At 47.9% G+C, this 22,309-nt stretch carries 16 protein-coding genes and 1 riboswitch; of the genes, 12 read left to right on the top strand and 4 right to left on the bottom strand.

The features are described from left to right. Positions 1 to 55 precede the first annotated feature (55 nt). The 10 genes from ACE3MZ_RS17655 to ptsP all read left to right on the top strand — a co-directional run bounded on the left by ACE3MZ_RS17655 (position 56) and on the right by ptsP (position 14,286). Complete coding sequence (locus ACE3MZ_RS17655; protein WP_411343442.1) at positions 56 to 1,225, top strand: galactokinase; 1,170 nt, start codon at positions 56 to 58, stop codon at positions 1,223 to 1,225. A 52-nt stretch (positions 1,226 to 1,277) separates the two neighbouring features. Continuing rightward, on the top strand, positions 1,278 to 2,270 hold the full coding sequence (galE, locus tag ACE3MZ_RS17650; RefSeq protein ID WP_411343441.1) for a UDP-glucose 4-epimerase GalE: 993 nt from the start codon (positions 1,278 to 1,280) through the stop codon (positions 2,268 to 2,270). Next, a complete protein-coding gene (locus ACE3MZ_RS17645; protein WP_411343440.1) occupies positions 2,263 to 3,867 on the top strand; it encodes a UDP-glucose--hexose-1-phosphate uridylyltransferase in 1,605 nt (534 codons plus the stop codon). Before galE ends, ACE3MZ_RS17645 begins: the two co-directional genes overlap by 8 nt. A gap of 582 nt (positions 3,868 to 4,449) precedes the next feature. After that, a complete protein-coding gene (locus ACE3MZ_RS17640; protein WP_411343439.1) occupies positions 4,450 to 5,616 on the top strand; it encodes an iron-containing alcohol dehydrogenase in 1,167 nt (388 codons plus the stop codon). Between the two features lie 435 nt (positions 5,617 to 6,051). Beyond that, positions 6,052 to 6,588, top strand: coding sequence for a protease (locus ACE3MZ_RS17635; RefSeq protein ID WP_411343438.1), 537 nt, complete (start codon positions 6,052 to 6,054; stop codon positions 6,586 to 6,588). Positions 6,589 to 6,775: 187 nt separating this feature from the next. After that, on the top strand, positions 6,776 to 8,407 hold the full coding sequence (locus ACE3MZ_RS17630; protein WP_411343437.1) for an SPFH domain-containing protein: 1,632 nt from the start codon (positions 6,776 to 6,778) through the stop codon (positions 8,405 to 8,407). A gap of 196 nt (positions 8,408 to 8,603) precedes the next feature. After that, positions 8,604 to 9,446 carry a glucose PTS transporter transcription antiterminator GlcT gene (gene glcT, locus ACE3MZ_RS17625; protein WP_411343436.1) on the top strand — a complete coding sequence of 281 codons (843 nt, stop codon included), beginning with the start codon at positions 8,604 to 8,606 and terminating at the stop codon, positions 9,444 to 9,446. A gap of 424 nt (positions 9,447 to 9,870) precedes the next feature. After that, entirely contained in the window at positions 9,871 to 11,925 is a 2,055-nt protein-coding gene (ptsG, locus tag ACE3MZ_RS17620; protein ID WP_411343435.1) for a glucose-specific PTS transporter subunit IIBC, read from the top strand. A gap of 380 nt (positions 11,926 to 12,305) precedes the next feature. Next, on the top strand, positions 12,306 to 12,581 hold the full coding sequence (locus ACE3MZ_RS17615) for an HPr family phosphocarrier protein (RefSeq protein ID WP_367060826.1): 276 nt from the start codon (positions 12,306 to 12,308) through the stop codon (positions 12,579 to 12,581). After that, positions 12,574 to 14,286, top strand: coding sequence for a phosphoenolpyruvate--protein phosphotransferase (gene ptsP / locus ACE3MZ_RS17610; RefSeq protein ID WP_411343434.1), 1,713 nt, complete (start codon positions 12,574 to 12,576; stop codon positions 14,284 to 14,286). Before ACE3MZ_RS17615 ends, ptsP begins: the two co-directional genes overlap by 8 nt. A gap of 606 nt (positions 14,287 to 14,892) precedes the next feature. On the opposite strand, the gene ACE3MZ_RS17605 is transcribed toward ptsP, so the two are convergent. The 4 genes from ACE3MZ_RS17605 to gcvT all read right to left on the bottom strand — a co-directional run bounded on the left by ACE3MZ_RS17605 (position 14,893) and on the right by gcvT (position 19,861). Next, positions 14,893 to 15,201 carry a putative quinol monooxygenase gene (locus tag ACE3MZ_RS17605; RefSeq protein ID WP_411343433.1) on the bottom strand — a complete coding sequence of 103 codons (309 nt, stop codon included), beginning with the start codon at positions 15,199 to 15,201 and terminating at the stop codon, positions 14,893 to 14,895. Between the two features lie 331 nt (positions 15,202 to 15,532). Further along, complete coding sequence (gcvPB, locus tag ACE3MZ_RS17600) at positions 15,533 to 16,990, bottom strand: aminomethyl-transferring glycine dehydrogenase subunit GcvPB (RefSeq protein ID WP_411346835.1); 1,458 nt, start codon at positions 16,988 to 16,990, stop codon at positions 15,533 to 15,535. 80 nt (positions 16,991 to 17,070) lie between these two features. Then, entirely contained in the window at positions 17,071 to 18,426 is a 1,356-nt protein-coding gene (gene gcvPA, locus ACE3MZ_RS17595; RefSeq protein WP_411343432.1) for an aminomethyl-transferring glycine dehydrogenase subunit GcvPA, read from the bottom strand. Positions 18,427 to 18,748: 322 nt separating this feature from the next. Next, a complete protein-coding gene (gene gcvT, locus ACE3MZ_RS17590; RefSeq protein WP_411343431.1) occupies positions 18,749 to 19,861 on the bottom strand; it encodes a glycine cleavage system aminomethyltransferase GcvT in 1,113 nt (370 codons plus the stop codon). A gap of 264 nt (positions 19,862 to 20,125) precedes the next feature. After that, positions 20,126 to 20,222: riboswitch (glycine riboswitch) on the bottom strand. Between the two features lie 186 nt (positions 20,223 to 20,408). On the opposite strand from gcvT, the gene gcvH reads away from it, so the two are divergent. After that, positions 20,409 to 20,801 carry a glycine cleavage system protein GcvH gene (gene gcvH / locus ACE3MZ_RS17585; RefSeq protein WP_411343430.1) on the top strand — a complete coding sequence of 131 codons (393 nt, stop codon included), beginning with the start codon at positions 20,409 to 20,411 and terminating at the stop codon, positions 20,799 to 20,801. 452 nt (positions 20,802 to 21,253) lie between these two features. Further along, positions 21,254 to 22,165 (top strand): SDR family oxidoreductase, encoded by a 912-nt coding sequence (locus ACE3MZ_RS17580; RefSeq protein ID WP_411343429.1) that lies wholly within the window; start codon positions 21,254 to 21,256, stop codon positions 22,163 to 22,165. Positions 22,166 to 22,309 lie beyond the last annotated feature (144 nt).

The raw sequence follows: 22,309 nt of genomic DNA, 5'->3' as shown, positions 1-22,309 counted from the left end.
TAACAGCGCAGGGCTGACAGCAAACCGAATTTATGAAACAAGGTGGAATCAACCGATGAATCAGGAACAGATGAAGCAGGCATTTACGGACAAATACGGTGTGAACGGCGATATTCATGTTTTTCATGCACCGGGTCGCGTAAACCTGATTGGCGAACATATTGATTATAACGGTGGCTATGTGCTTCCGGCGGCATTGGAATTCGGCACAGCACTGGCAATTCGTGCCAATGATGACCGTATGATTCGACTGGCTTCGATCAATTTCCCAGAGCTGGAAGGCGAATTTGCTCTACCCGAGATCGGGATTGGCACAACGAAGGAATGGATGGATTACCCGCTTGGTGTCATTACCGTTTTGAAGGAAAAGGGCACTCCACTTAGCGGTGGATATGATCTGTTATTCTTCGGCAACATTCCGAACGGCTCCGGTCTTTCTTCTTCGGCTTCGATTGAAGTCGTCACTGCCTACGCACTGCTAACGATGGAGAAAGGTCACATTGACACTGTCGAAATTGCTGTTCTATCACAGCGTGCAGAGAATGAGTTTGTCGGCGTGAACTGTGGCATTATGGATCAGTTTGCTGTCGCTAACGGGTTAAAGGATCATGCGATTCTGCTCATGTGCGATACACTGGAATACAAGCATGTGCCCTTCAACACGGGTCATTATCGCATCGTGATCGGCAATACGAACAAGCGCCGTGGGCTGGTCGATTCCAAGTACAATGAACGCCGCTCACAATGTGAAGCTGCACTGACCACATTACAGCCGCATGTCGACCAATTGAACTATCTATCTCAGCTCACACCAGAGCAGTACAATTTGCTGGAAGAGCAGATCGAGGACAAGATCGTTCGCAACCGCGCTCGTCATGTCGTTGAGGAGAATGCCCGTGTATTGTTATCAGTTGAAGCGCTCGAGCAGGATGATCTGCAACGCTTCGGGCAGTTGATGAACGAGTCACATGACTCGCTGCGTGATCTGTACGAAGTGAGCTGTGAAGAGCTGGATGTGATGGTGGAGGAAGCGCGCCTGATCGCTGGCACAATCGGCTCACGTATGACTGGCGCAGGCTTCGGTGGTTGCACCGTCTCGCTCGTGCATGAAGATCATGTCGAGCTGTTCCTGCAAGAAGTCGGAAAAGCATACGAAACACGTACCGGGCTAAAGGCAGACTTCTACGTTTGCTCCGCAGGCGATGGCGTAACCGAGTGGAAATAAGAACAGATACAGGTAATATCATCTATACAATACAGATCGGGAGGAATTACAAATGGCTATTTTGGTAACAGGTGGAGCAGGATATATCGGATCACATACAGTAGCAGAATTGTTAGAGCGTGGGGAAGAGGTCGTTGTAATCGACAACTTCCTGACTGGACATCGCGAAGCATTGCTGGGCGGCAAGTTATATGAAGGCGACCTGCGTGACAAAGAACTGCTGGCAACCATTTTTAGCGAAAATAACATCACTGCTGTCATCCACTTTGCCGCCAGCTCACTCGTTGGTGAAAGTATGCAGAATCCGTCCAAATACTACGACAACAACGTATACGGCGCAATGTGTCTACTGGAAGAAATGCAAAAAGCAGGCGTTAGCAACATCGTCTTCTCTTCTACCGCAGCAACGTATGGCGAACCGGACAAAGTTCCAATCGAAGAAACCGATCGCACCGAGCCAGCGAACGTATACGGCGAAACGAAGCTGGTAATGGAGCGCATGATGTCGTGGTTTGATAAAGTGCACAGTATCCGCTATGTAGCTCTACGTTACTTCAACGCAGCTGGCGCACACGCTAGCGGCAAAATCGGCGAAGATCATCGTCCAGAATCGCATCTTGTTCCACTAGTTCTGCAAACTGCACTCGGTCAACGTCAGCACATCTCCGTATTCGGCGATGACTATCCAACCGAAGATGGCACTTGCGTACGCGACTATATCCACGTCAGCGATCTCGCAGATGCCCATGTCAAAGCTGTCGAATACCTCGCAGGTGGAGGAGATAGTAACGTATTCAATCTTGGTAACGGACAGGGCTTCTCGGTGAAACAAGTAATAGAGACTGCCAAACAAGTAACCGGACGCGACATCCCGGCTGTGATCGAACCACGCCGTAGCGGTGACCCGGCAGTACTAGTCGCATCATCTGCCAAAGCACGCTCCGTACTCGGCTGGACACCAACGCGCGACCGTCTGGAAGACATTATCGCCAGTGCATGGCAATGGCATGAATCCAAACCACAGGGATATGGTGATCATGAATAATACCGAGCGTACTCCAGAACAGAATAGTGCATTACTGGCGATTGACGAGCTGGTCACATTCGCCTTTGATAAACAGCTGATTAAGCTAGCGGATCTCGATTACGCTCGGAATCTGCTGTTGAGCAAATTCCGATTCGACGAGCCATATGATGCCAATGTGCCACTGCTGGCAAGCGTCGATCAGGGCGAAGCCGCAGCAGAACCGCAACTATTGATCGATACGCTGATCGATTATGCGTTTAGCATTGATATGCTCAAGGAAAATACCGATACGTACCGTGATCTGATGGATGCAGAGATCATGGGCATGCTGATGGCACGTCCGTCTGAAGTGACATCGGATTTCTTCGATACATTGGATCGTGAAGGGATCGAAGCAGCGACTGACCAGTTTTACCAGTTGTCGATTCATTCCAACTATATCCGTATGGATCGTGTTGCCAAGAACGTTTACTGGAAACAGCCGACGACGTATGGCGATATGGAGATGACGATCAACCTGTCCAAACCGGAGAAAACATCGGCAGAGATCGCACAAGCGAAGCTACTGCCACCGCCTTCGTATCCGAAATGCCAATTATGTCGCGAAAATGTTGGCTACGCTGGACGCATCAATCACCCGGCACGCCAGAATCTGCGTGTTGTACCGCTCATGCTGAGTGGAGAAGCATGGTTCCTGCAATATTCGCCGTATGTGTATTACAACGAGCATTGTATCGTGTTCCACCACGATCATGTGCCAATGCAGCTAACGCGACAAACGTTCCGTCGTTTGCTTGATTTTGTTGAGGAGTTCCCGCATTACTTCCTCGGTTCCAACGCGGATCTGCCGATTGTTGGCGGTTCGATTCTGACTCATGATCATTTCCAAGGTGGACGTCATACGTTCCCTATTGAAAAGGCAGCAGTCGAAGAAGTATACCGTCACACGAAACGTGAAGATATTACGCTGGAGCTGGTCAACTGGCCGATGTCGGTCATCCGTCTGCGTGCGTACAATGATAGTCTGCTGCTGGATGCGGCGGATGAAATCTATGAAGCGTGGAAAGGTTACAGCGATGCCGAAGTCGACATTTTGTCGTCCACACCGGACAGCGAAGGGAATCCAGTACGGCACAATACAGTAACGCCGATTGTGCGTCGTCGCGGGGAGCAGTATGAGATGGATCTGGTGCTGCGCAACAATCGTACCAGCGAACAATACCCGGATGGCATTTTCCATCCGCATCCTGAGATGCACCATATTAAGCGCGAGAATATCGGCTTGATCGAAGTAATGGGTCTGGCGATTTTGCCGGGGCGTCTAAAAGAAGAACTGGATCAGATCGGTTCGGTTCTAGCTGGCGATGCCGCATTGCTAGAGATTATCCGCAGTCAGCCGGATCATGCGCTGCACCTGCATTTGCCATGGGTGGAACAGATGATTGAGCAATACGGCACCGAGCTGTCACATGAGCAGGCAACTTGGACCATTCAAGACGAGGTCGGTCGTAAATTTGCCGAGATTCTGGAGCATGCCGGCGTGTACAAAAAAGACAATGCCGGACGCGCAGCATTCCGCCGCTTTGTGCAAAGCGCAGGTTATGTACAGGCGTAACGTAAGAATGAACTAGTAACGCACTAGTAACGCATAGGTATTACTTTTGCACAGAAACGTTCCCAAAAGGTGCTGTATACTAGCAACCATGTTCGTGGGACTATTCAGTCAAAAGCAAGAATAAAGCAAAACGCAAAAATGAAAAAACAAAAAGCTGATCGCTGGTCCCCCAACATAACCAGAGATTGGCTTTTTGCGTTTTCAACAATTGCCAATTGGCTATTGTTCATTTGCATGTCGTTCATTAATTTATCACAATATAATTGTTTGAAATGAAATGTGAAGTTTACAAGTATACAGAGTAGTTTTGTTGTCTGCACTTCATTTGCTGAAGAGGTATCAGCCTTTGATATAAAAGTATCAGCCAATGAGTTCCCATTTCTTGCTACTTGGCTACCATTCTCTATAGCATTATGACAAACTCCATAGTAGCATGACGAATGGAATCAGGCGGAGAATAGCCAGACGATTTTGTTTTTGTGTGACAAAGGTATATAATTGTAAAGGGCTACAGAACCGTAACTAACTTATCGCAATGATTGGGTGATGATTGCGTAACGAATCAAGGGAGGATTTTCCGATATGAAATCTTTTGAATTTTATAATCCAACACGATTGATCTTTGGCAAAGGCCAACTGCAAACACTGCAAAGAGAAATCTCTAAATACGGCAAAAATGTACTGCTCGTTTATGGTGGAGGTAGCATCAAGCGCTCCGGTCTGTACGATCAGGTCTTGGCGCAATTAAGCCAAGCCGGCGCCAATGTAACCGAACTGGCAGGCGTAGAACCAAACCCGCGTCTGAGCACAGTACGTAAAGGCGTTGAGCTGTGTAAAGATAACGGAATCGACCTCGTACTGGCTGTTGGTGGCGGTAGCGTGATCGACTGTGCCAAAGCGATCATCGTTGGCGCGAAATACGATGGCGACGTATGGGAGATCATCGAGCGCAAAGCAGCTGCTCAAGACGCATTGCCACTCGGTGTGATTCTAACAATGGCGGCGACTGGTTCCGAAATGAATTCTGGCTCCGTAATCACGAATGCGGAAACGCAAGAGAAACTGGGCTGGGGCAGCGCATACTCATTCCCGGCATTCTCGATCCTTGATCCAGAATTTACGTATTCTCTGCCTAAAGACCAAACCGTATACGGAATCGTGGATATGATGTCCCACGTACTGGAAACGTACTTCCATCCAGAAGAAAACACACCAGTACAGGACGGTTCTTGCGAATCCGTACTGCGTGCTGTTATCGAAGCAGGTCCACAGCTCGTGAACGATCTGGAAAACTTTGAGCTGCGCTCTACCATTATGTACTCCGGTACGATGGCGCTGAATGGCGTACTGAGCATGGGCGTGACTGGTGACTGGGCAACGCATAACATTGAGCACGCCGTTTCTGCCGTATACGATATTCCACACGGTGGCGGTCTGGCGATTCTGTTCCCGAACTGGATGAAACACAACCTGCATGTGAATCCGGCTCGTTTTGCCAAACTGGCAGTCAACGTATTCCACGTCGATCCATCCGGCAAATCGGATGAGCAAGTAGGCGAAGAAGGAATCCAAGCGCTGCGTGATTTCTGGAACTCCATCGACGCACCAAGCCGTCTGGCAGACTATGACATCGACGATAGCCAAATCGATGTAATGGTAGAGAAAACTCTCAAATTCGGCCCATCGTTCGGTAACTTTGCCAAACTGAAAGCCGAAGACGTACGCGAAATCTACCGCATGTCACTGTAAGTTTTGCTGATATTAATTACATGAATACAGCTTTACGATATCAAGCCAAGCCTGTTTCCGTTGAACGGAAGCAGGCTTTTTTGCTCTGATCACAGTTGAGCAATCTTGCGATACATTACGAAGGCGTTGCTCGATATCATTTAAGAATATTGCTTGCAAGCCGTTCGAAAATAGAACAATCAGCTGTGCTGAACATAATCGGTTATGCAAGATAACAATCATACATATTCCACTTCTCTAACATAATTGTAAAAAATTGAAACCTGTAGGGTGTATATACGTAATTATAGGTATATCGCCATTTCTAGCGGCTATTGCCGCAAACTCATGTTTGAAATTAGTTGTTTTGACATCTTTTCAATCGATTGGTGCTTTTCGTACATATCCATATCGGCTCCACCGGATAGCGGCGGAAGGCGGAAAGGAGGCCACGTTATGGAAACGCTCTATTGGACGTGTCTCATCATTGGTACAGTGTATGCGTTATTTAGTCTGATTTTTGGTGACTGGCTGGGTGATGTATTCGGCGGATTGGAATTGCCAGGACTGGATCTGTTTAAACCCGTTGTGCTTGCTGGTATGGTAACGGTGTTTGGTGGTGCTGGGATTTTGCTGGATCGGTATACGGGATTGTCCACCGGAATCGTGCTGACCGGATCGCTGGCAGCTGCGGTAGCAGGTGCACTGCTTGTCTTTTTTGCTTATGTCAAACCGATGGAACATAGCGAAGTATCGACTGGCTACTCTATCCGCGAGATGGTTGGACGAATTGGAGAAATAACGATCCCGGTGCCAGAGGTCGGATACGGAGAAGTGATGATTGTTGTTGCGGGTGGCAACACGGTACATATCGCGTCAAGCTTTGACCGCTGTGCCATTGCCGCAGGTGTGCGCGTCGTCATTGTCGAGGAGTCGGAAGGCGTGCTGGCTGTCGCTGAATTTGAACGTCAGTCGATGCTCGCTCCGAGTTAGTAGGATGATTCTTTTCAATAGAAAGAAATACACAATATCCGCAGGTAAATACGTAACCAAGAACTAGGTAACGGTTGAACAAGATCGTCAGCTAAGGAAATAGGTATACGCTTCATACAGAGCTTCATACAGATAGGTTCGTCTCAAACGAAATGGCGATATTCGATATTCAATCAAAGGGGAGAGTATGAATATGTGGAATGAATTGATTTTGATCCCAGTCGTTGTTGTCGTTGTATTACTCGTACTTGGTGTTACCTTCTGGGCGCGTTACAAAACAGTCAGCACTGATGAAGCGATGGTGGTGACGGGCTCGTTTCTCGGCAGTCGTAACATTTCTGATGATGGGGATGGACGCAAAATCAAGATTGTACGTGGTGGCGGCGCGTTTATTTGGCCGATTTTTCAGAAGTCTGAATTTCTATCGTTACTGTCACATAAGCTGGATGTGAGCACACCGGAAGTATACACGGAACAAGGTGTACCTGTGCTGGCAGATGGCGTAGCAATTATCAAAATCGGCAGCTCCGTAGAAGACGTAGCTACTGCTGCTGAACAATTCATGGGTAAGCCGATTCAGGCGTTACAGAGCGAAGCGCAGGAAGTGCTGGAAGGGCATCTACGCTCGATTCTAGGTTCGATGACGGTTGAGGAAGTGTATCGGAACCGTGACCGTTTTGCACAGGAAGTACAGAGTGTCGCTGCCCGTGATTTGAAAAAGATGGGTTTACAGATCGTCTCTTTTACTATCAAAGATGTGCGCGACAAGCACGGATATCTGGAAGCGCTCGGTAAACCACGGATTGCTGCTGTAAAACGGGATGCCGATATTGCCGAAGCCGAAGCAGTACGTGACTCACGTATCCAAAAAGCACGCGCCGAGCAAGAAGGACAAAAAGCCGAATTGCTGCGCGATACGAATGTAGCCGAAGCCGAGAAAGAAAAAGAACTAAAAATCGCTGCCTTCAAAAAAGAACAAGATACCGCCAAAGCCGAAGCGGATCAGGCTTATCATATTCAAGAAGCAAAAGCGAAGCAGATTATGATGGAAGAGCAAATGCGTATCGAACTCGTACGCAAGGAGCGTCAGATTGACTTGCAAGAACGTGAAATTACCGTTCGTGAGAAACAATATGACGCCGAAGTGAAGAAAAAAGCCGAAGCCGATCGCTTCGCTGTCGAACAAGCAGCGCAGGCAGACAAAGCTCGTCAAATGCGTCAGGCAGAAGCCCATCAGTACTCCATCGAAACCGAAGCCAAAGCATCGGCAGAGCAGCAGCGTCTTGCTGGTCTTGCCATCGCTGATGCCGAACGTGCCAAAGGTACAGCAGAAGCCGAAGTCATTCGTTTACGCGGTCTTGCCGAAGCTGATGCGAAGCAAAAATTGGCAGAAGCTTTCGAAAACTACGGTCAAGCCGCCATCCTCGATATCGTTGCCAAAATGCTACCAGAGCTGGCAGGCAAAATCGCCGAGCCAATCAGCGGCATTGACAAGCTGACTGTCGTCGATACCGGTAAAGGCGAAGGCGGTGGTGCTACCCGTGTCAGCAATTATGTAACGGAGCTGATGGCAACCGCGCCGGAAATGCTGCGCAGCGTGTCTGGTCTGGATCTGGAAGAGATGATCAAAGGCTTTACCAGACAAGCAGTTCCAACGAAATCTGTCGATAAGCAGCCTGTTCATGTACAGAAGGAAACGGACACTGTATTGGAGCTGCTACCCAATGAGCTGACTGCTCACCATATCGGCGTTCACGAATCCAATCGCATCATCGATCAGCCATTGTCGGAATCAAATAAAGACGCTATCACAGAATAACTAGTTCAATATAATCCTGTAGTCGACAATCATCGTATTCAACACAGCATGCCATGGCAAAAGGCGGTCGGATTCTCTCGTTGAAGAGGTCTGATCGCCTCTTTGCATCACCGCGCCGATGGGCGTTTGTTATTGACGGAATAGTGTTTTTTTGATAACTTAGTCGGGATAAGGCGATAGTAAAAGGGGTGCAAATGTGAGCAGCCTACAGGTGGCTAAAGTACTGAATAACAACGTAATCATCGCAGACCATCCCCAGTACGAAGAGGTTGTGGTGATCGGCAAGGGAATCGGCTTCAACCGTAAGTCGCATGATATCATCCCACTGGACGTCGTAGAGAAGATGTTTATTTTGACCAATCAGCAGGAGCAGGAGCAATACAAGCAGCTCGCTGTGCAGATTGATGAACGTATTATCGAAGTAATCAACGAGATTATTCATTATATTAATAAAGAAAGCAAAACTCCGCTCAACGAGCATATCCATATTGCATTAACCGATCATATCGCGTTTGCGATCAAGCGTGCGGAGCAGGGCATGACCGTGCAGAATCCTTTTTTGTATGAAACGCGGGAGATGTATCCGGCTGAATATCGATTGGCACAGCATGCGTTGGAGATGATTCATAACAAGCTGGGCGTAACGTTGGAAGAAGATGAGATCGGTTTTGTAGCGCTGCATATTTATAGCGCATTGACCGACCAACATATTACCGAGATCAAGTCACATTCCCGGCTGATCGCCGATATGGTAAAAGTTGTGGAGGATGCGCTTGATTTGAATATTACCGGTGACACCCTTGATTATTCGCGTCTGCTGACCCATCTGCGGTTTGCAATCGAGCGTATTCGTCGTGGGGAGAAGGTAGCAGCGACCCATCGGCTGGAAGAAATGCTGAAGTTGGAATACCCAGAAGTATATTCGCTCGCATGGAAATTGACCAAAATGATGGAAAGACGGCTGCGTCGTCCGGTATATGCCGCTGAAGTCAGTTACCTGACGATGCATCTGCAACGGTTTGTTGAGAAAAATGAGTAACTTTTTTAATGAAAAGGCTTGCACGTTCGAAAGGTCAATGCTATAATTCAGAACGTAATCTTCAATTGAATAACGGATACAACGTGTTACTGATTCGATCAGGCATGAGTTTACAAAGTATCTGCAAAGTAAGACATCATATCCAGGGAGAGAGTATGATCCTCCTGATGGGCTGGGGTTTTATTTTACAGGTGCGTTGTTCGCTCATGCCTTTTTTGCATGTTTGCCCGAAATTCGAGAGAAGAATGCCAAGATCATGCGATGATCGGGATGCTCGGAATATACCGTTCTGACGACGGCAATAAAAGCGGCGACAGAGGTTTGAAGAGTTCTCCATCTGGGTCAATACAAGATGGAGAGTAAAATCGCATTATATTGGCAGAAAATACTTATTTTACTATATTCTTGAGGGGAAGTGGCTGTATTGTTTAGACGTCTGTTTGGCGTTTTGCAAAAAGTCGGTAGAGCGTTGATGTTGCCAGTAGCGATTCTGCCTGCGGCAGGTTTGCTGCTCGGTATCGGTAACATGCTGGTAAATCCAGACTTTTTGCAGTATATACCTGCACTGAATGCAAAGTGGATTCAAATCACTGCCGAAGTTATGATGAACTCCGGTCAAATCGTATTCAGTAACTTATCATTATTATTCGCGGTCGGGGTTGCCGTCGGTCTTGCCGGTGGTGAAGGTGTTGCGGGTCTTGCCGCAATTATCGGTTACCTGATTATGAACGTTACAATGGGTACAGCGATGGGCGTTACTGCCGATCAAGTAGGCAAACAGGATTTCTCCGTTGCTTCTGTACTCGGTATTCCAACGCTGCAAACGGGTGTATTCGGCGGTATTATCGTCGGTATTCTAGCAGCAGCTATGTACAAGCGTTTCTTCAAAATCGAATTGCCTTCGTATCTCGGCTTCTTTGCCGGTAAACGTTTCGTTCCGATTATGACGGCTGTCGGTTCCCTGATTCTCGGTCTTGTGATGATCGTGATCTGGCCACCGGTTCAATCGTTCCTGAACACCGTATCTCACAACATGGTTGATGCGAACCCTACACTGTCCGCCTTTATCTTTGGTGTGATTGAGCGTTCCCTGATTCCATTCGGTCTGCATCATATCTTCTACTCGCCGTTCTGGTTTGAATTTGGCGAATATGTTAACAAAGCAGGTCAACTGGTACGTGGTGACCAAAACATCTTTATGGCTCAGCTGCGTGATGGCGTTCCGTTCACAGCTGGTACATTCATGGTTGGTAAATTCCCGTTCATGATGTTCGGTCTGCCTGCCGCAGCACTGGCAATCTATCACGAATCCAGACCGGAACATAAAAAATACGTTGCCGGTATTATGGCTTCCGCAGCACTGACTTCGTTCCTGACAGGTATTACCGAGCCACTGGAATTCTCGTTCCTGTTCGTTGCTCCTGTACTGTTCGGTATCCACGCAATCTTCGCAGGTCTGTCCTTCATGACCATGCAATTGCTGGGTGTCAAAATTGGTATGACGTTCTCCGGCGGTCTGATTGACTTCATTCTGTTCGGTGTGATTCCGAACCGTACGCCATGGTGGTACGTAATCATCGTTGGTCTGGTTCTTGCCGTTATTTACTACTTCGGTTTCCGCTTTGCCATCCGCAAATTCAACCTGAAAACACCGGGTCGCGAAGATACCGTAGCTAGCGAAGAAGGTTCCAGCACTGGCGCAGCTACACAAGATGAACTGCCAGGCAAAATTCTGGACGCTTTTGGCGGACAACAGAACATTTCGAGTCTGGATGCATGTATTACTCGTCTGCGTATTCAGGTCAAAGAACCGAAAAACGTGGATAAAGGTCAATTGAAAGCACTGGGCGCGTCCGGTGTCCTGGAAGTGGGTAATAATATCCAGGCTATCTTCGGTACACGCTCCGATACGATCAAATCGCAAATGCAGGACATTATTGCGGGTCGCACACCAAGAGCTACACCACCAAGCGTAGACAATGAACCTGTCAAAGGCACAGCCGAAGAGCAAGTGAACATCATGGCTGAGGAAATGATCGTTGCTCCAGCAGACGGCGAACTGTTGAGCATTACCGAAGTACCTGATCCTGTCTTCTCGCAAAAAATGACTGGTGACGGTTTCGCGATTCTGCCATCCAACGGTACAATTGCTTCTCCAGTTAACGGTAAAGTATTCAACGTGTTCCCGAGCAAGCATGCCATCGGCATCATGTCCGAAACGGGCAAAGAAATTCTCGTACACGTTGGCGTGAATACAGTGAAACTGAAAGGACAGGGCTTCAATGTCCTCGTTGCCGAAGGCGACGATGTGATGGCAGGCCAACCGATCCTGGAAGTGGATCTGGAGTATGTCAAAGCCAATGCACCATCGATCATCACGCCGGTGATCTTCTCGAACCTGCCGGAAGGCGCGACCGTTACATTGAACAAATCCGGTACGGTCAAAGGCGGAGAAGGCGACATTATCTCCATTAAGTAAATCCGCATGTCATGCAGCACCGTTTCATGTAAACAGGCAGCATCATGAATTGAATATCCACATCTATGCAGCTGAACAACAGGAAGCTTAACGTTGAACAGCATTCCTAACAAACTATAGGCGGCTCTCATGAGCTTCGCCTATAGTTTGCTATCATTACGGAATGAAAGCATTTTTTGGTGATCTGTAGCATTTCAATGATTCGTTCATGAAATTGCCTAAAAATTATCGGAAATTGTTGGCTGTTGCTGAAAAAAGTCGAAATTTTTTTTGGCAGAAGGTGCATCCAGCGTTATTATGCTGTACAATAGAGTGGATGGCTTGATGATTTACATCTATTTAACAAAACCCCAAATTACAAGAAAGCGAGTGACTCTATAATGGAAAAATCCTTTAAAATCGTTGATGAAGATGGTATCCACGCACGCCCGGCAACAGCTCTGGTAACTGCTGCTAACAAATTTGCTTCTACTGAATCTTTTGCTGAAGCGAAAGGTAAAAAAGTAACCCTGAAATCCATCCTGGGCGTTCTGTCCCTAGGTCTGGAACAAGGCGACGTTATCGTTCTGTCCACTACTGGCGCTGAAGAAGAAGCTGCTCTGAAAGCTTTGACTGATGTTATGGTGAACGAAGGGCTAGGCGAAATCAATGGCTAATATTTTGGGAATTGCGGCGTCTTCGGGCATCGCCATTGCCAAAGCATTCCGTCTGGAGCATCCTGAGTACGAAATCACCAAGCGCTCCGTAAGTGACACCGATGCCGAACTGGCTAAACTGCAAGACGCTCTGACCAAATCTCAGGGCGAACTTGAGGCGATCAAAGAACGTACCCTGCAAGAAATGGGCGAAAAGAAAGCTGAGATTTTCCAATCTCACCTGCTGATTCTGAACGATCCTGAGCTGATTGATCCGGTCAAAGACAAGATCACTAGCGATATGGTGAATGCAGAATTCGCACTGAACGAAGTTGCATCGCAATTCGTGACGATGTTCGAAAACATGAAGAGTGCGTACCTTCAGGAACGTGCAGCAGACATGCGTGACGTAACCAAACGCGTGATCAACCACCTGATGGGCGTGAATTTCCAAAGTCCTGCGGAAATCCGCGAAGAAGTCGTGATCATTGCTGAAGATCTGACGCCTTCGGATACAGCACAATTGGATCGTAACTATGTAAAAGGGTTTACTACCAATATTGGCGGACGTACTTCCCACTCTGCAATCATGGCACGCTCTCTGGAGATTCCAGCGGTTGTAGGTACGAAGGAAGTTATGGAAGTCGTACAAAACGGCGATATCGTTATCGTCGACGGTCTTGAAGGGAACGTTATTGTAAACCCGGATGAGACTGTATTGGCAGATTACCGTGCAAAACGTGAAGCGTACGAAGCACAAGTGGCAGAATGGCGCAAACTGCGCGATGAAACCACTGTGTCCAAAGACGGTGTTCACGTCGAGCTGGCTGCCAACATCGGTACACCAAACGACGTAGCTGGCGTTATTGATAACGGCGGCGAAGCGGTAGGTCTGTATCGTACCGAGTTCCTGTACATGGGTCGCGACGAATTGCCTTCGGAAGATGTGCAATTTAACGCGTACAAAACCGTACTGGAACGCATGGAAGGCAAACCAGTCGTTGTCCGCACATTGGACATCGGTGGCGACAAAGAGTTGCCGTATCTGGTTCTGCCAAAAGAAATGAATCCGTTCCTCGGCTTCCGTGCGATTCGTCTTTGTCTGGATCGTCAGGACATTTTCCGTACGCAACTGCGTGCGCTGCTCAGAGCAAGCGTATTCGGTGAACTGCGTATCATGTTCCCAATGATCGCGACACTGGGCGAATTCCGTCAAGCGAAAGCGGTTCTGGTTGAAGAGAAAGACAAACTGGTTGCTGAAGGTATTGCCGTTTCCGACAATATCCAACTCGGTATCATGGTTGAGATTCCTTCGACAGCTGTTCTGGCTGACCAATTTGCCAAAGAAGTGGACTTCTTCAGCATCGGTACAAACGATCTGATCCAGTACACAATGGCAGCTGACCGTATGAACGAACGCGTCTCCTATCTGTATCAACCATACAACCCGTCCATTCTGCGACTGGTGAAAATGGTAATCGATGCAGCACACAAAGAAGGCAAATGGGCTGGTATGTGTGGCGAGATGGCAGGGGATGCAACTGCAATTCCACTGCTGCTCGGTCTGGGACTTGATGAGTTCAGCATGAGCGCAAGCTCGATCCTGCCTGCACGCAGTCAGATCGCCAAACTGTCCAAAGCTGAGATGCAAGAGCTGGCTACCAAAGCACTCGATATGCAAACAGCCGAAGAAGTGGTTGAGCTGGTAAACGCGATTCAGGCGTAAGATTGATTTTCATTTTGCATGTGGTGCAGCTTTGTGCGGCATGATGTGAGTGGAATTCGTTTTACAAAGACTTTTTATTGTTTGTCCAACAATCCCATGAAGCTGATACTCTGATCATTCGGAGTATCAGCTTTTTTTCTGTTATTGCTGTTGTTACTGTTGTCGTGGTGGGTGTTGCTTTGGGGAGACCGCTGCAGAAAAGGATTGTCCAACGGTCTCCGGTTAAGCCTGTAGATTCTGGAATGGGATAAGTCGGTGAATCTACAGGCTTAAAGATCGACCTTTTGGACAATTCCTTTTCCTCCGCTCTGTGCAAGTAGCAACTGTTATATTGTATAGCGACTGCTTTGATGATGTGTAATTTGGTAATGTGCATGGTGAACGATGTGGTAATAGTGTATTTAAGGTACATGATAAAAATGGGATTAGAGAAATGGAAGTTGGTATAGGGTGAAAAGTATTGATATGTGAGGATTTGTGTAATGGGTAAATGGTGAAAGCACTAAAAGCACTAAAAGCACTAAAAGCACTAAAAGCACTAAAAGCACTAAAAGCACTAAAAGCACTAAAAGCACTAAAAGCACTAAAAGCAGTATAATGCTTTTATCAACTTAAGCCTTTACCGCCGATGGGGTGGAGGGTGGATATGCGTTCCATTCCGGTAATGATTGGTTTGGCTTTTTGGATTAGTGTCTGTGTTGACTCTAAAGTTAGCGATGCCTGATGCGCGTCTTGGTTGCTCCATACTTCGTAAACGTAAATACAATCGGGTTCATTTTCGGCAATGCTGACGGTATAAAGCTCGCATTCCTGCAACTGCTCCATTGATTTCGCAGCATCAAGTAGAATATCGACCATGTGATCGCGCTGACCTTCCTGTACTGTGAATTTGCCGAATAATCCGAATTTGCTCATAAGACGCCTCTTTTCATAAGTAGATATGTAGCTGTTATCATTATTCGATACGTAACTTCGTTTTCCTATTGCGTATGGTATGTTTCGATTTCAAATATAGATATTGGAATATTTATGTATTGTATTGGGAGAGATGAGAGCATACTTGATGCAGGTAATGCAGGTAATGCAGGTAATGCAGGTAATGCAGGTAATGCAGGTAATGCAGGTAATGCAGGTAATGCAGGTAATGCAGGTGATATGGTGAAGATGTTCGAGTAATATCAGAAAAAAGGAGCATACCATTGCGGTATGCTCCTTTTTTGGAAATATGAACGATTGTAGTTGGTGATCAGCTGCATGCGCAGTTGAGTACTGGTTTACGAGCAGCGGTTGCTTCGTCGAGACGACTGACTGGGGTGCTGTATGGTGCATTCAGTACCAGCTCTGGTGTTTCTTTGGCCTCGTTTGCGATGCGGATCATGGTGTCGATGAAGGCGTCAAGTGTTTCTTTGCTTTCGGTTTCGGTCGGTTCGATCATGATGCATTCTTCTACATTCAACGGGAAATAGACGGTTGGTGGGTGGTAGCCAAAATCTAGTAGTCGTTTGGCGACATCCAGTGTGCGTACGCCGTATTGTTTTAGACCTTTACCAGACATAACGAATTCGTGTTTGCACACATTATCGTATGGCATCATGTAGTGGTCTTTCAGACGATGCATCATATAGTTGGCGTTCAGTACGGCACATTCTGATACGCGGCGCAATCCTTCGGGTCCATAGCTACGGATGTAGGTATAAGCGCGAACGAGAATACCGAAGTTGCCATAGTATGCTTTGACACGACCGATGGAATCTGGGGAGCCAGAACGTAGCGTGTATGTTCCGTCCTGTTGTTGTTCTACGACTGGCTCAGGCAGGAATGGCAGTAATTTGTTTTTTACGCCAACCGGACCGGAGCCGGGACCGCCGCCGCCGTGTGGGGTGCTCATCGTTTTGTGCAGATTGAGATGGACAACGTCGAAGCCCATATCACCGGGACGGGCGATGCCCATGATCGCATTGGAGTTAGCGCCATCGTAATACAGCAGTCCGCCAGCTTCGTGCACAACCTGTGCGATCTCGGTAATTTGTTCTTCGAACAGACCGAGTGTATTTGGGTTAGTCAGCATGAGTGCAGCAGTGTCGGAACCAACAGCGGCGCGCAGTGCATCCAGATCGACCAGCCCGCGTTCGTTGGACGGGATTGTTATCGTTTGGAAACCGGCAACGGTTGCGCTGGCAGGATTCGTACCGTGCGAAGAATCCGGTACGATTACTTTGGTGCGATGCTCGCCGCGCTTCTCGTGATAGGCGCGGATCATCATCAGACCTGTCCATTCGCCATGTGCTCCGGCAGCTGGTTGCAGGGTGACAGCATCCATGCCGGTCAGTGCAGCTAGATCGTTTTGCAGCGTGTGCAGCAGTTCCAATGCACCTTGAATGCTTTGTTCTGGTTGGTACGGATGGATTTTGGCGAATCCAGCATAGCGTGCTACATCTTCGTTTACTTTGGGATTGTATTTCATCGTACACGAACCGAGTGGGTAGAAGCCATTATCCACGCCGAAGTTCAAGCGGGACAGCTCGGTATAGTGGCGGATCACGTCGACTTCGTACACTTCTGGCAGGGCGGCGGCTTCACTGCGCAGCATGTCCTGTGGAATGAGGGTACTCACATCCACCTGTGGTACATCGCATTCTGGCAGCGAATAACCAACACGACCCGGCTGGCTCAATTCGAAAATGAGTGCTTTTTCTTTGACAATATCGCCTTGTATTTCGGTCGATGCAACCGCAGGTGTAGATTCTCCGACAGGCTGGGTGCTAGTTGGTAACGTTTCGTTTGTCATAGCGATGCCTCCAATTCGATAGCCAGTTGATCCATTTCGGCTTTGGTGCGCTTTTCTGTAACGGCGAACAGCATATGCCCAGACAATTCCGGGTAACTCAGACCGAGATCGTACCCACCGATATAGCCTTTATCCAGCAGCTTGGCATTGACCTGCGATGCGCTTGTAGCTTGCGGTAATTTCAGTACGAATTCATTGAAAAATGGAGACTGGAACGCCAGCGAGCAGCCTGTAATCTGTGCTAGCTGTTGTGCGGCGTAGTGAGCCTTTTGTACATTCAGATTAGCGACATCTTGCATCCCCTGTTTGCCCATCACGGACATATAAACGGAAGCGGACAAGGCGAGTAATGCCTGATTGGAGCAGATGTTGGATGTCGCTTTGTCACGGCGAATATGCTGTTCGCGTGTTTGCAGTGTCAGTACGAAGCCACGTTTCCCGTTGCGATCCGTTGTTTGACCGACGATACGACCCGGCATGCGGCGCATCTGTGCTTGTGAAACGGCGAAGAATCCACATGTTGGACCGCCGAGTGACATCGAGATACCAAGTGGTTGCGCATCACCGACGACGATATCTGCGCCTAGTTTACCCGGTGCTTCCAGTAGACCGAGTGAGATCGGGTTGGTGCTGACGACGAGCAGTGCGCCATGTTGATGTACGAGATCCGCAGCTGCTTGAATGCCCTCAATGCCTCCGAAGAAGTTCGGCGATTGCACCAGTACAGCCGCTGTCTGATCATCCAGCACTTCTTCCAGTGCACTGATGTCGGTAATGCCATCGCCATAAGCTACTTCGACCACATCCAGATTGAGTCCGCGTGCATAACTGTTCACAACAGCGCGGGATTCGGGATGAATGGTGGAGAAGGCGACAATCTTACTGCGGCGGGTAGCAGAGGCTGCTAGCGAAGCGGCTTCTGCCAGTGCGGTCGCACCGTCATACATACTGGCATTCGCAACTGCCATACCGGTCAATTCGCAAATATACGATTGAAATTCAAATATCGCCTGCAATTCACCCTGACTGATCTCCGGTTGATATGGAGTATATGCTGTATAAAATTCCGAACGAGAAATCACATGATTGATGACGGACGGAATATGATGATCGTAAATGCCCGCACCAAGAAAGCTTGTATAGCGATCTGTATCCGCATTGCGTCCTGCCAGTGTAGACAGATGACGGGTTAGCGCATATTCGTCCAGCATACCGGACATCGGCAGCGTACCTTCATAACGAACAGAAGCTGGAATGTCCTTGAACAATTCCTCAATGGAAGAAGCACCGACAACGGCTAACATGTCCTGCTCATTTTGTGGTGTCATCGGGATATAACGATGGGATTTCATAGGCTGTACTCCTTTCGGCAGCGTAGCTACCGGTTAATGTGGACTTGCGTGACGTGCAATATCGCAGAAGAGAAGTTACCAGATTTTGTTGTCTATTGAGCATCTAGCCGTACATTTCGTTGTGATTGCAAGCGTATGCGTCTATTTAGAACGATAGGTAACAGTAAATTTGTCCGTGAATGAGAAGCTGCTCGTAGCTGTGATCTTGTCTATACGGTTATGCCAACGATGAAACTGTAAACACCACATATAACAATGAACATCAGCTAACAATGAACATCAGCAGCATGGAGCATGAGCTATAGTTGCATCATATAATGTGTTATACGTTCACCGGTTGACGTTTGTAAAAAGGAGCCTTCACGACTTCTGCCTTCAACAGCTTGCCGCGAATCTCGACTTCGACCGGCGTACCGAGTGCGGCGCTATCCGCTTCGATCAGTGCCAAGCCCAGATTGCGCTTCAATGTCGGCGATTGTGTGCCGGTAGTCACTTCGCCAATCTGCCGACCATCGCGGTACACCGGATAATGTGAGCGCGGAATGCCACGGTCGATCAGCTCAATGCCGACCATTTTGCGTGGAGCACCGTGTTCCTTTTGCCCAGCGAGTACGTCGCGTCCGATAAAATCACCCTTATCCAGCTTCACGAAGAAACCAAGCCCTGCTTCCAGCGGCGTAATGTCCGCCGACAGCTCTTGCCCGTAGAGCGGCAGCTTCGCTTCAAAACGCAGTGTATCGCGTGCACCAAGTCCGCATGGAATCAATCCATCTTCCTCACCAATCTCCAACAGCTTGCTCCAGATTACATCTGCCTGTGCAGCCGGGGCATAGATCTCGTATCCATCCTCGCCCGTATAGCCTGTGCGGGAGATGATCACTTCCACATCGAACAACTTCGCTTCCGGTACAAAGGAAAAGCCGGGCAATTCAGCGTATACATCACTGCCAGCTGCCTTGGACAGAATGGCGGACGCATGCGGTCCTTGCAGAGCGATCAATGCCGTTTGCTCCGAAATGTCCTTCAATTGCACACCTTCTGGCAAATGCTGGCGCAGCCATGCAATATCTTTATCGATATTCGATGCGTTCAGCACGAGCATATAATGCTCCTCACCGATCCGGTAAACGAGTAGATCATCCACAACGCCGCCATTGTCATAGCACATCAGTGTGTACTGCGCCTGTGCATCCTGCAAACGGGAAACATCGTTGGTCAGCATATGCTGTAGATAACGGAGTGCGCCAGCGCCACTGATGATCACTTCACCCATATGGGAAACGTCGAATAAACCAGCTCGTTCGCGTACAGCTTCATGTTCTTTTTGGATACCGTAAAATTGTACCGGCAGTTCCCAGCCGCCAAAATCGATACAGCGCGGGGAACCAGATTGTTGATACAGCGGGAAAAGCGGTGTTCGTTTCAATTCAGTCATGTGGATTCACCTCGAAATAGTATTTTGAGCGGTGAAACGGTATACAAGCACAAAAAAGACAGGAAGAGAAGGGAAAGAAACCGGCATATATCCGGTACTTCATTCCCTTTTCTCCCTGTCCTTGGTACCTGAGAGTTACCTCGCTGAACATTCTTACCAGCATAGTAATGTCTGCCGGTTATTCAGAATGGCTCAAAACAAGTTTCCCCTTGGGTGATCCGCTGTGCACTTATCGTTAATTACACCGGATGCTCTCCAGAGTTGCGTCCGGTACAGGTCCCTGATACCTGAGAGATTCACCGTGTCCGGCTTACTCCTTCGGCGCTGCCATCGGTGTGGCAGTCTCTCCCTGTACGTTCATCCGCTCACATATGATGTTATGTATTTCCGAACATTCAACACTAGAAACGTTAAAATTGTATGTTTATTATATTAATACTTGATTGAGTAAACGATGTCAAGCCTCTTGACAGTGCCAACTTCCTTACTATACTCTTGTGGCATTGAGCAAAATGCAATCACGACATGGAACCGGAGGAGCATAATCATGAGCGAAATCAAGGATCAGCTGTTGTACAGTGAGGAACACGAGTGGGTAGAGCGTATTGGTGATGATACAGTACGGATTGGTATTACGGACTTTGCCCAGCATCAGCTGGGTGATATTGTATTTGTGGAATTGCCAGAAGACGGTCGCAATGTGAGCGAGAATGAAGTCGTAGGCACGATCGAATCGGTCAAAACGGTATCCGATCTGTTTTGTCCGGTAGCTGGTGTTGTTAGTCGCTTGAATCCCGATCTGGAAACCGAGCCAGAGCTGGTCAATACCGATCCATACGGTCGTGGTTGGATGCTAGAGCTGAAGGTGGACGGCGATCTGGATGCTGCTCTGTCCAAGCTACTGGATGCAGCTGCTTATGGTGCGCACGCTCAGGATTAATGTGCCCCAATATTCATATTTCTTAGTAAAGATCGACGGAATATGGATGAGCAGAATGTACAGTGGTGAAAAGAGGAATATACCGTATATTGCTTGTTAGTACATGCCGTTGTCTTGTTCGTTACAGAACAGGATGACGGCTTTTTTACGTGCTTTTTGTCGTTTCCCATATTCCTTATTATTCCATACTATACCTATTCCATATGCGTTGCTGAACTCCTTTACGTTTACTTAAAATATAAGGCTGCATAATACAAAATATATTCGTATGAGATATTAGCATGCACTAATGACATAGACATATAACATAAATATAAACTTATGCTAATGAGATAGACATGTTTCAATGAAAGATAGGAATATTTAACATGCGACAGTTCAAAACAACAAAAGGAACGTACAGCAAACGAAAACAATCTGCATTTCATCTGCACATCGAAGGGAGCAAACGTATGACTCATTCTGCAAATATTAACACCACTAACACAGCTAACAACACTAACACCGCTACCGATCGCAAAATCATTCTCATTACCGGTGCCAATTCCGGTATGGGACTAGCTTCCAGCATCGCTCTGGCAAAGCAAGGGCACCATATTATTATGGCGTGTCGCAATCTAAAGCGTGGACAGCAAGCGCTGGAGCAAGCGAAGCGTGAGAGTGGTTCCGATCAGCTCACACTGATGACGTGCGACCTCGGTTCACTGGAAAATATCCGTGAATTCGCGGCTGAATTTTACAAACGATATGACCATCTCGATGTCCTACTGAACAATGCTGGTGTCGTTAATCCTACTCGCAAGGAAACAGCAGATGGCTTCGAGATGTCGATCGGAGTCAATCATCTGGGACACTTTTTGCTGACTTCTCTACTGCTGGATGCCCTTCAACAGGCAAAGGCAGCTCGCATCATAGTCGTCAGCTCCAACGCCTACAAAATCGGCAAAATCCACTGGGATGATCCGTATTTGCAGGATGGGTACAATGTGGTCAGCGCCTATTCGCAATCCAAGCTGGCGAATCTGTATTTTACCTCTGTGCTGGCAGAGCGGTTAAAAGACACATCCGTCACCGTCAATAGCCTGCATCCCGGAGCGGTTGCAACGAGTATCGGTGTGGATCGGGATACCGGCTTTGGCAAACGCTTGCTCTCTGCACTGGCACATACACCGTTTTTTCAAACGCCAGAGCAGGGAGCAGAGACAGCTATATTTCTAGCAACGGATCCATCGGTTGCAGGGCAAACCGGTCAGTATTTTTATCGTAAAAAAGTGATGCCACTTCAATCCAGAGCATTGGATAGACAGCAAGCATTACGCCTATGGGCATGGAGTGAAAGGCAGACTGGGCTTAGCCAAACGTAACAGGAAAGGGAAGTACACGCGGTCATGCAGGATAAAATACTATTCTGACGCTGGCTATGGTAGACTGGAGAAAGCGGGTTTTGCGTGCTTATGCGCATCATTTGGCGGTGTATCATCGGATTCGCAGCCGGATGATTACACATT

The organism is Paenibacillus sp. WLX1005, from assembly GCF_046603685.1.
GTDB lineage: Bacteria > Bacillota > Bacilli > Paenibacillales > Paenibacillaceae > Saccharibacillus.
The sequence above is the reverse complement of the archived record's forward strand: the minus strand, read 5'-3'. Positions and strand labels throughout refer to the sequence as shown.

Excerpts from the sequence above, each read along its gene's own strand:
- ACE3MZ_RS17640 (WP_411343439.1), top strand. The coding sequence starts at position 4,450 with ATGAAATCTTTTGAATTTTATAATCCAACACGATTGATCTTTGGCAAA.
- ACE3MZ_RS17655 (WP_411343442.1), top strand. The coding sequence starts at position 56 with ATGAATCAGGAACAGATGAAGCAGGCATTTACGGACAAATACGGTGTG.
- ACE3MZ_RS17630 (WP_411343437.1), top strand. The coding sequence starts at position 6,776 with ATGAATATGTGGAATGAATTGATTTTGATCCCAGTCGTTGTTGTCGTT.
- ACE3MZ_RS17635 (WP_411343438.1), top strand. The coding sequence starts at position 6,052 with ATGGAAACGCTCTATTGGACGTGTCTCATCATTGGTACAGTGTATGCG.
- gcvT (WP_411343431.1), bottom strand. The coding sequence starts at position 19,861 with ATGACTGAATTGAAACGAACACCGCTTTTCCCGCTGTATCAACAATCT.
- ACE3MZ_RS17605 (WP_411343433.1), bottom strand. The coding sequence starts at position 15,201 with ATGAGCAAATTCGGATTATTCGGCAAATTCACAGTACAGGAAGGTCAG.
- galE (WP_411343441.1), top strand. The coding sequence starts at position 1,278 with ATGGCTATTTTGGTAACAGGTGGAGCAGGATATATCGGATCACATACA.
- ACE3MZ_RS17615 (WP_367060826.1), top strand. The coding sequence starts at position 12,306 with ATGGAAAAATCCTTTAAAATCGTTGATGAAGATGGTATCCACGCACGC.
- ACE3MZ_RS17645 (WP_411343440.1), top strand. The coding sequence starts at position 2,263 with ATGAATAATACCGAGCGTACTCCAGAACAGAATAGTGCATTACTGGCG.
- ACE3MZ_RS17580 (WP_411343429.1), top strand. The coding sequence starts at position 21,254 with ATGACTCATTCTGCAAATATTAACACCACTAACACAGCTAACAACACT.
- ptsP (WP_411343434.1), top strand. The coding sequence starts at position 12,574 with ATGGCTAATATTTTGGGAATTGCGGCGTCTTCGGGCATCGCCATTGCC.
- gcvPA (WP_411343432.1), bottom strand. The coding sequence starts at position 18,426 with ATGAAATCCCATCGTTATATCCCGATGACACCACAAAATGAGCAGGAC.
- gcvH (WP_411343430.1), top strand. The coding sequence starts at position 20,409 with ATGAGCGAAATCAAGGATCAGCTGTTGTACAGTGAGGAACACGAGTGG.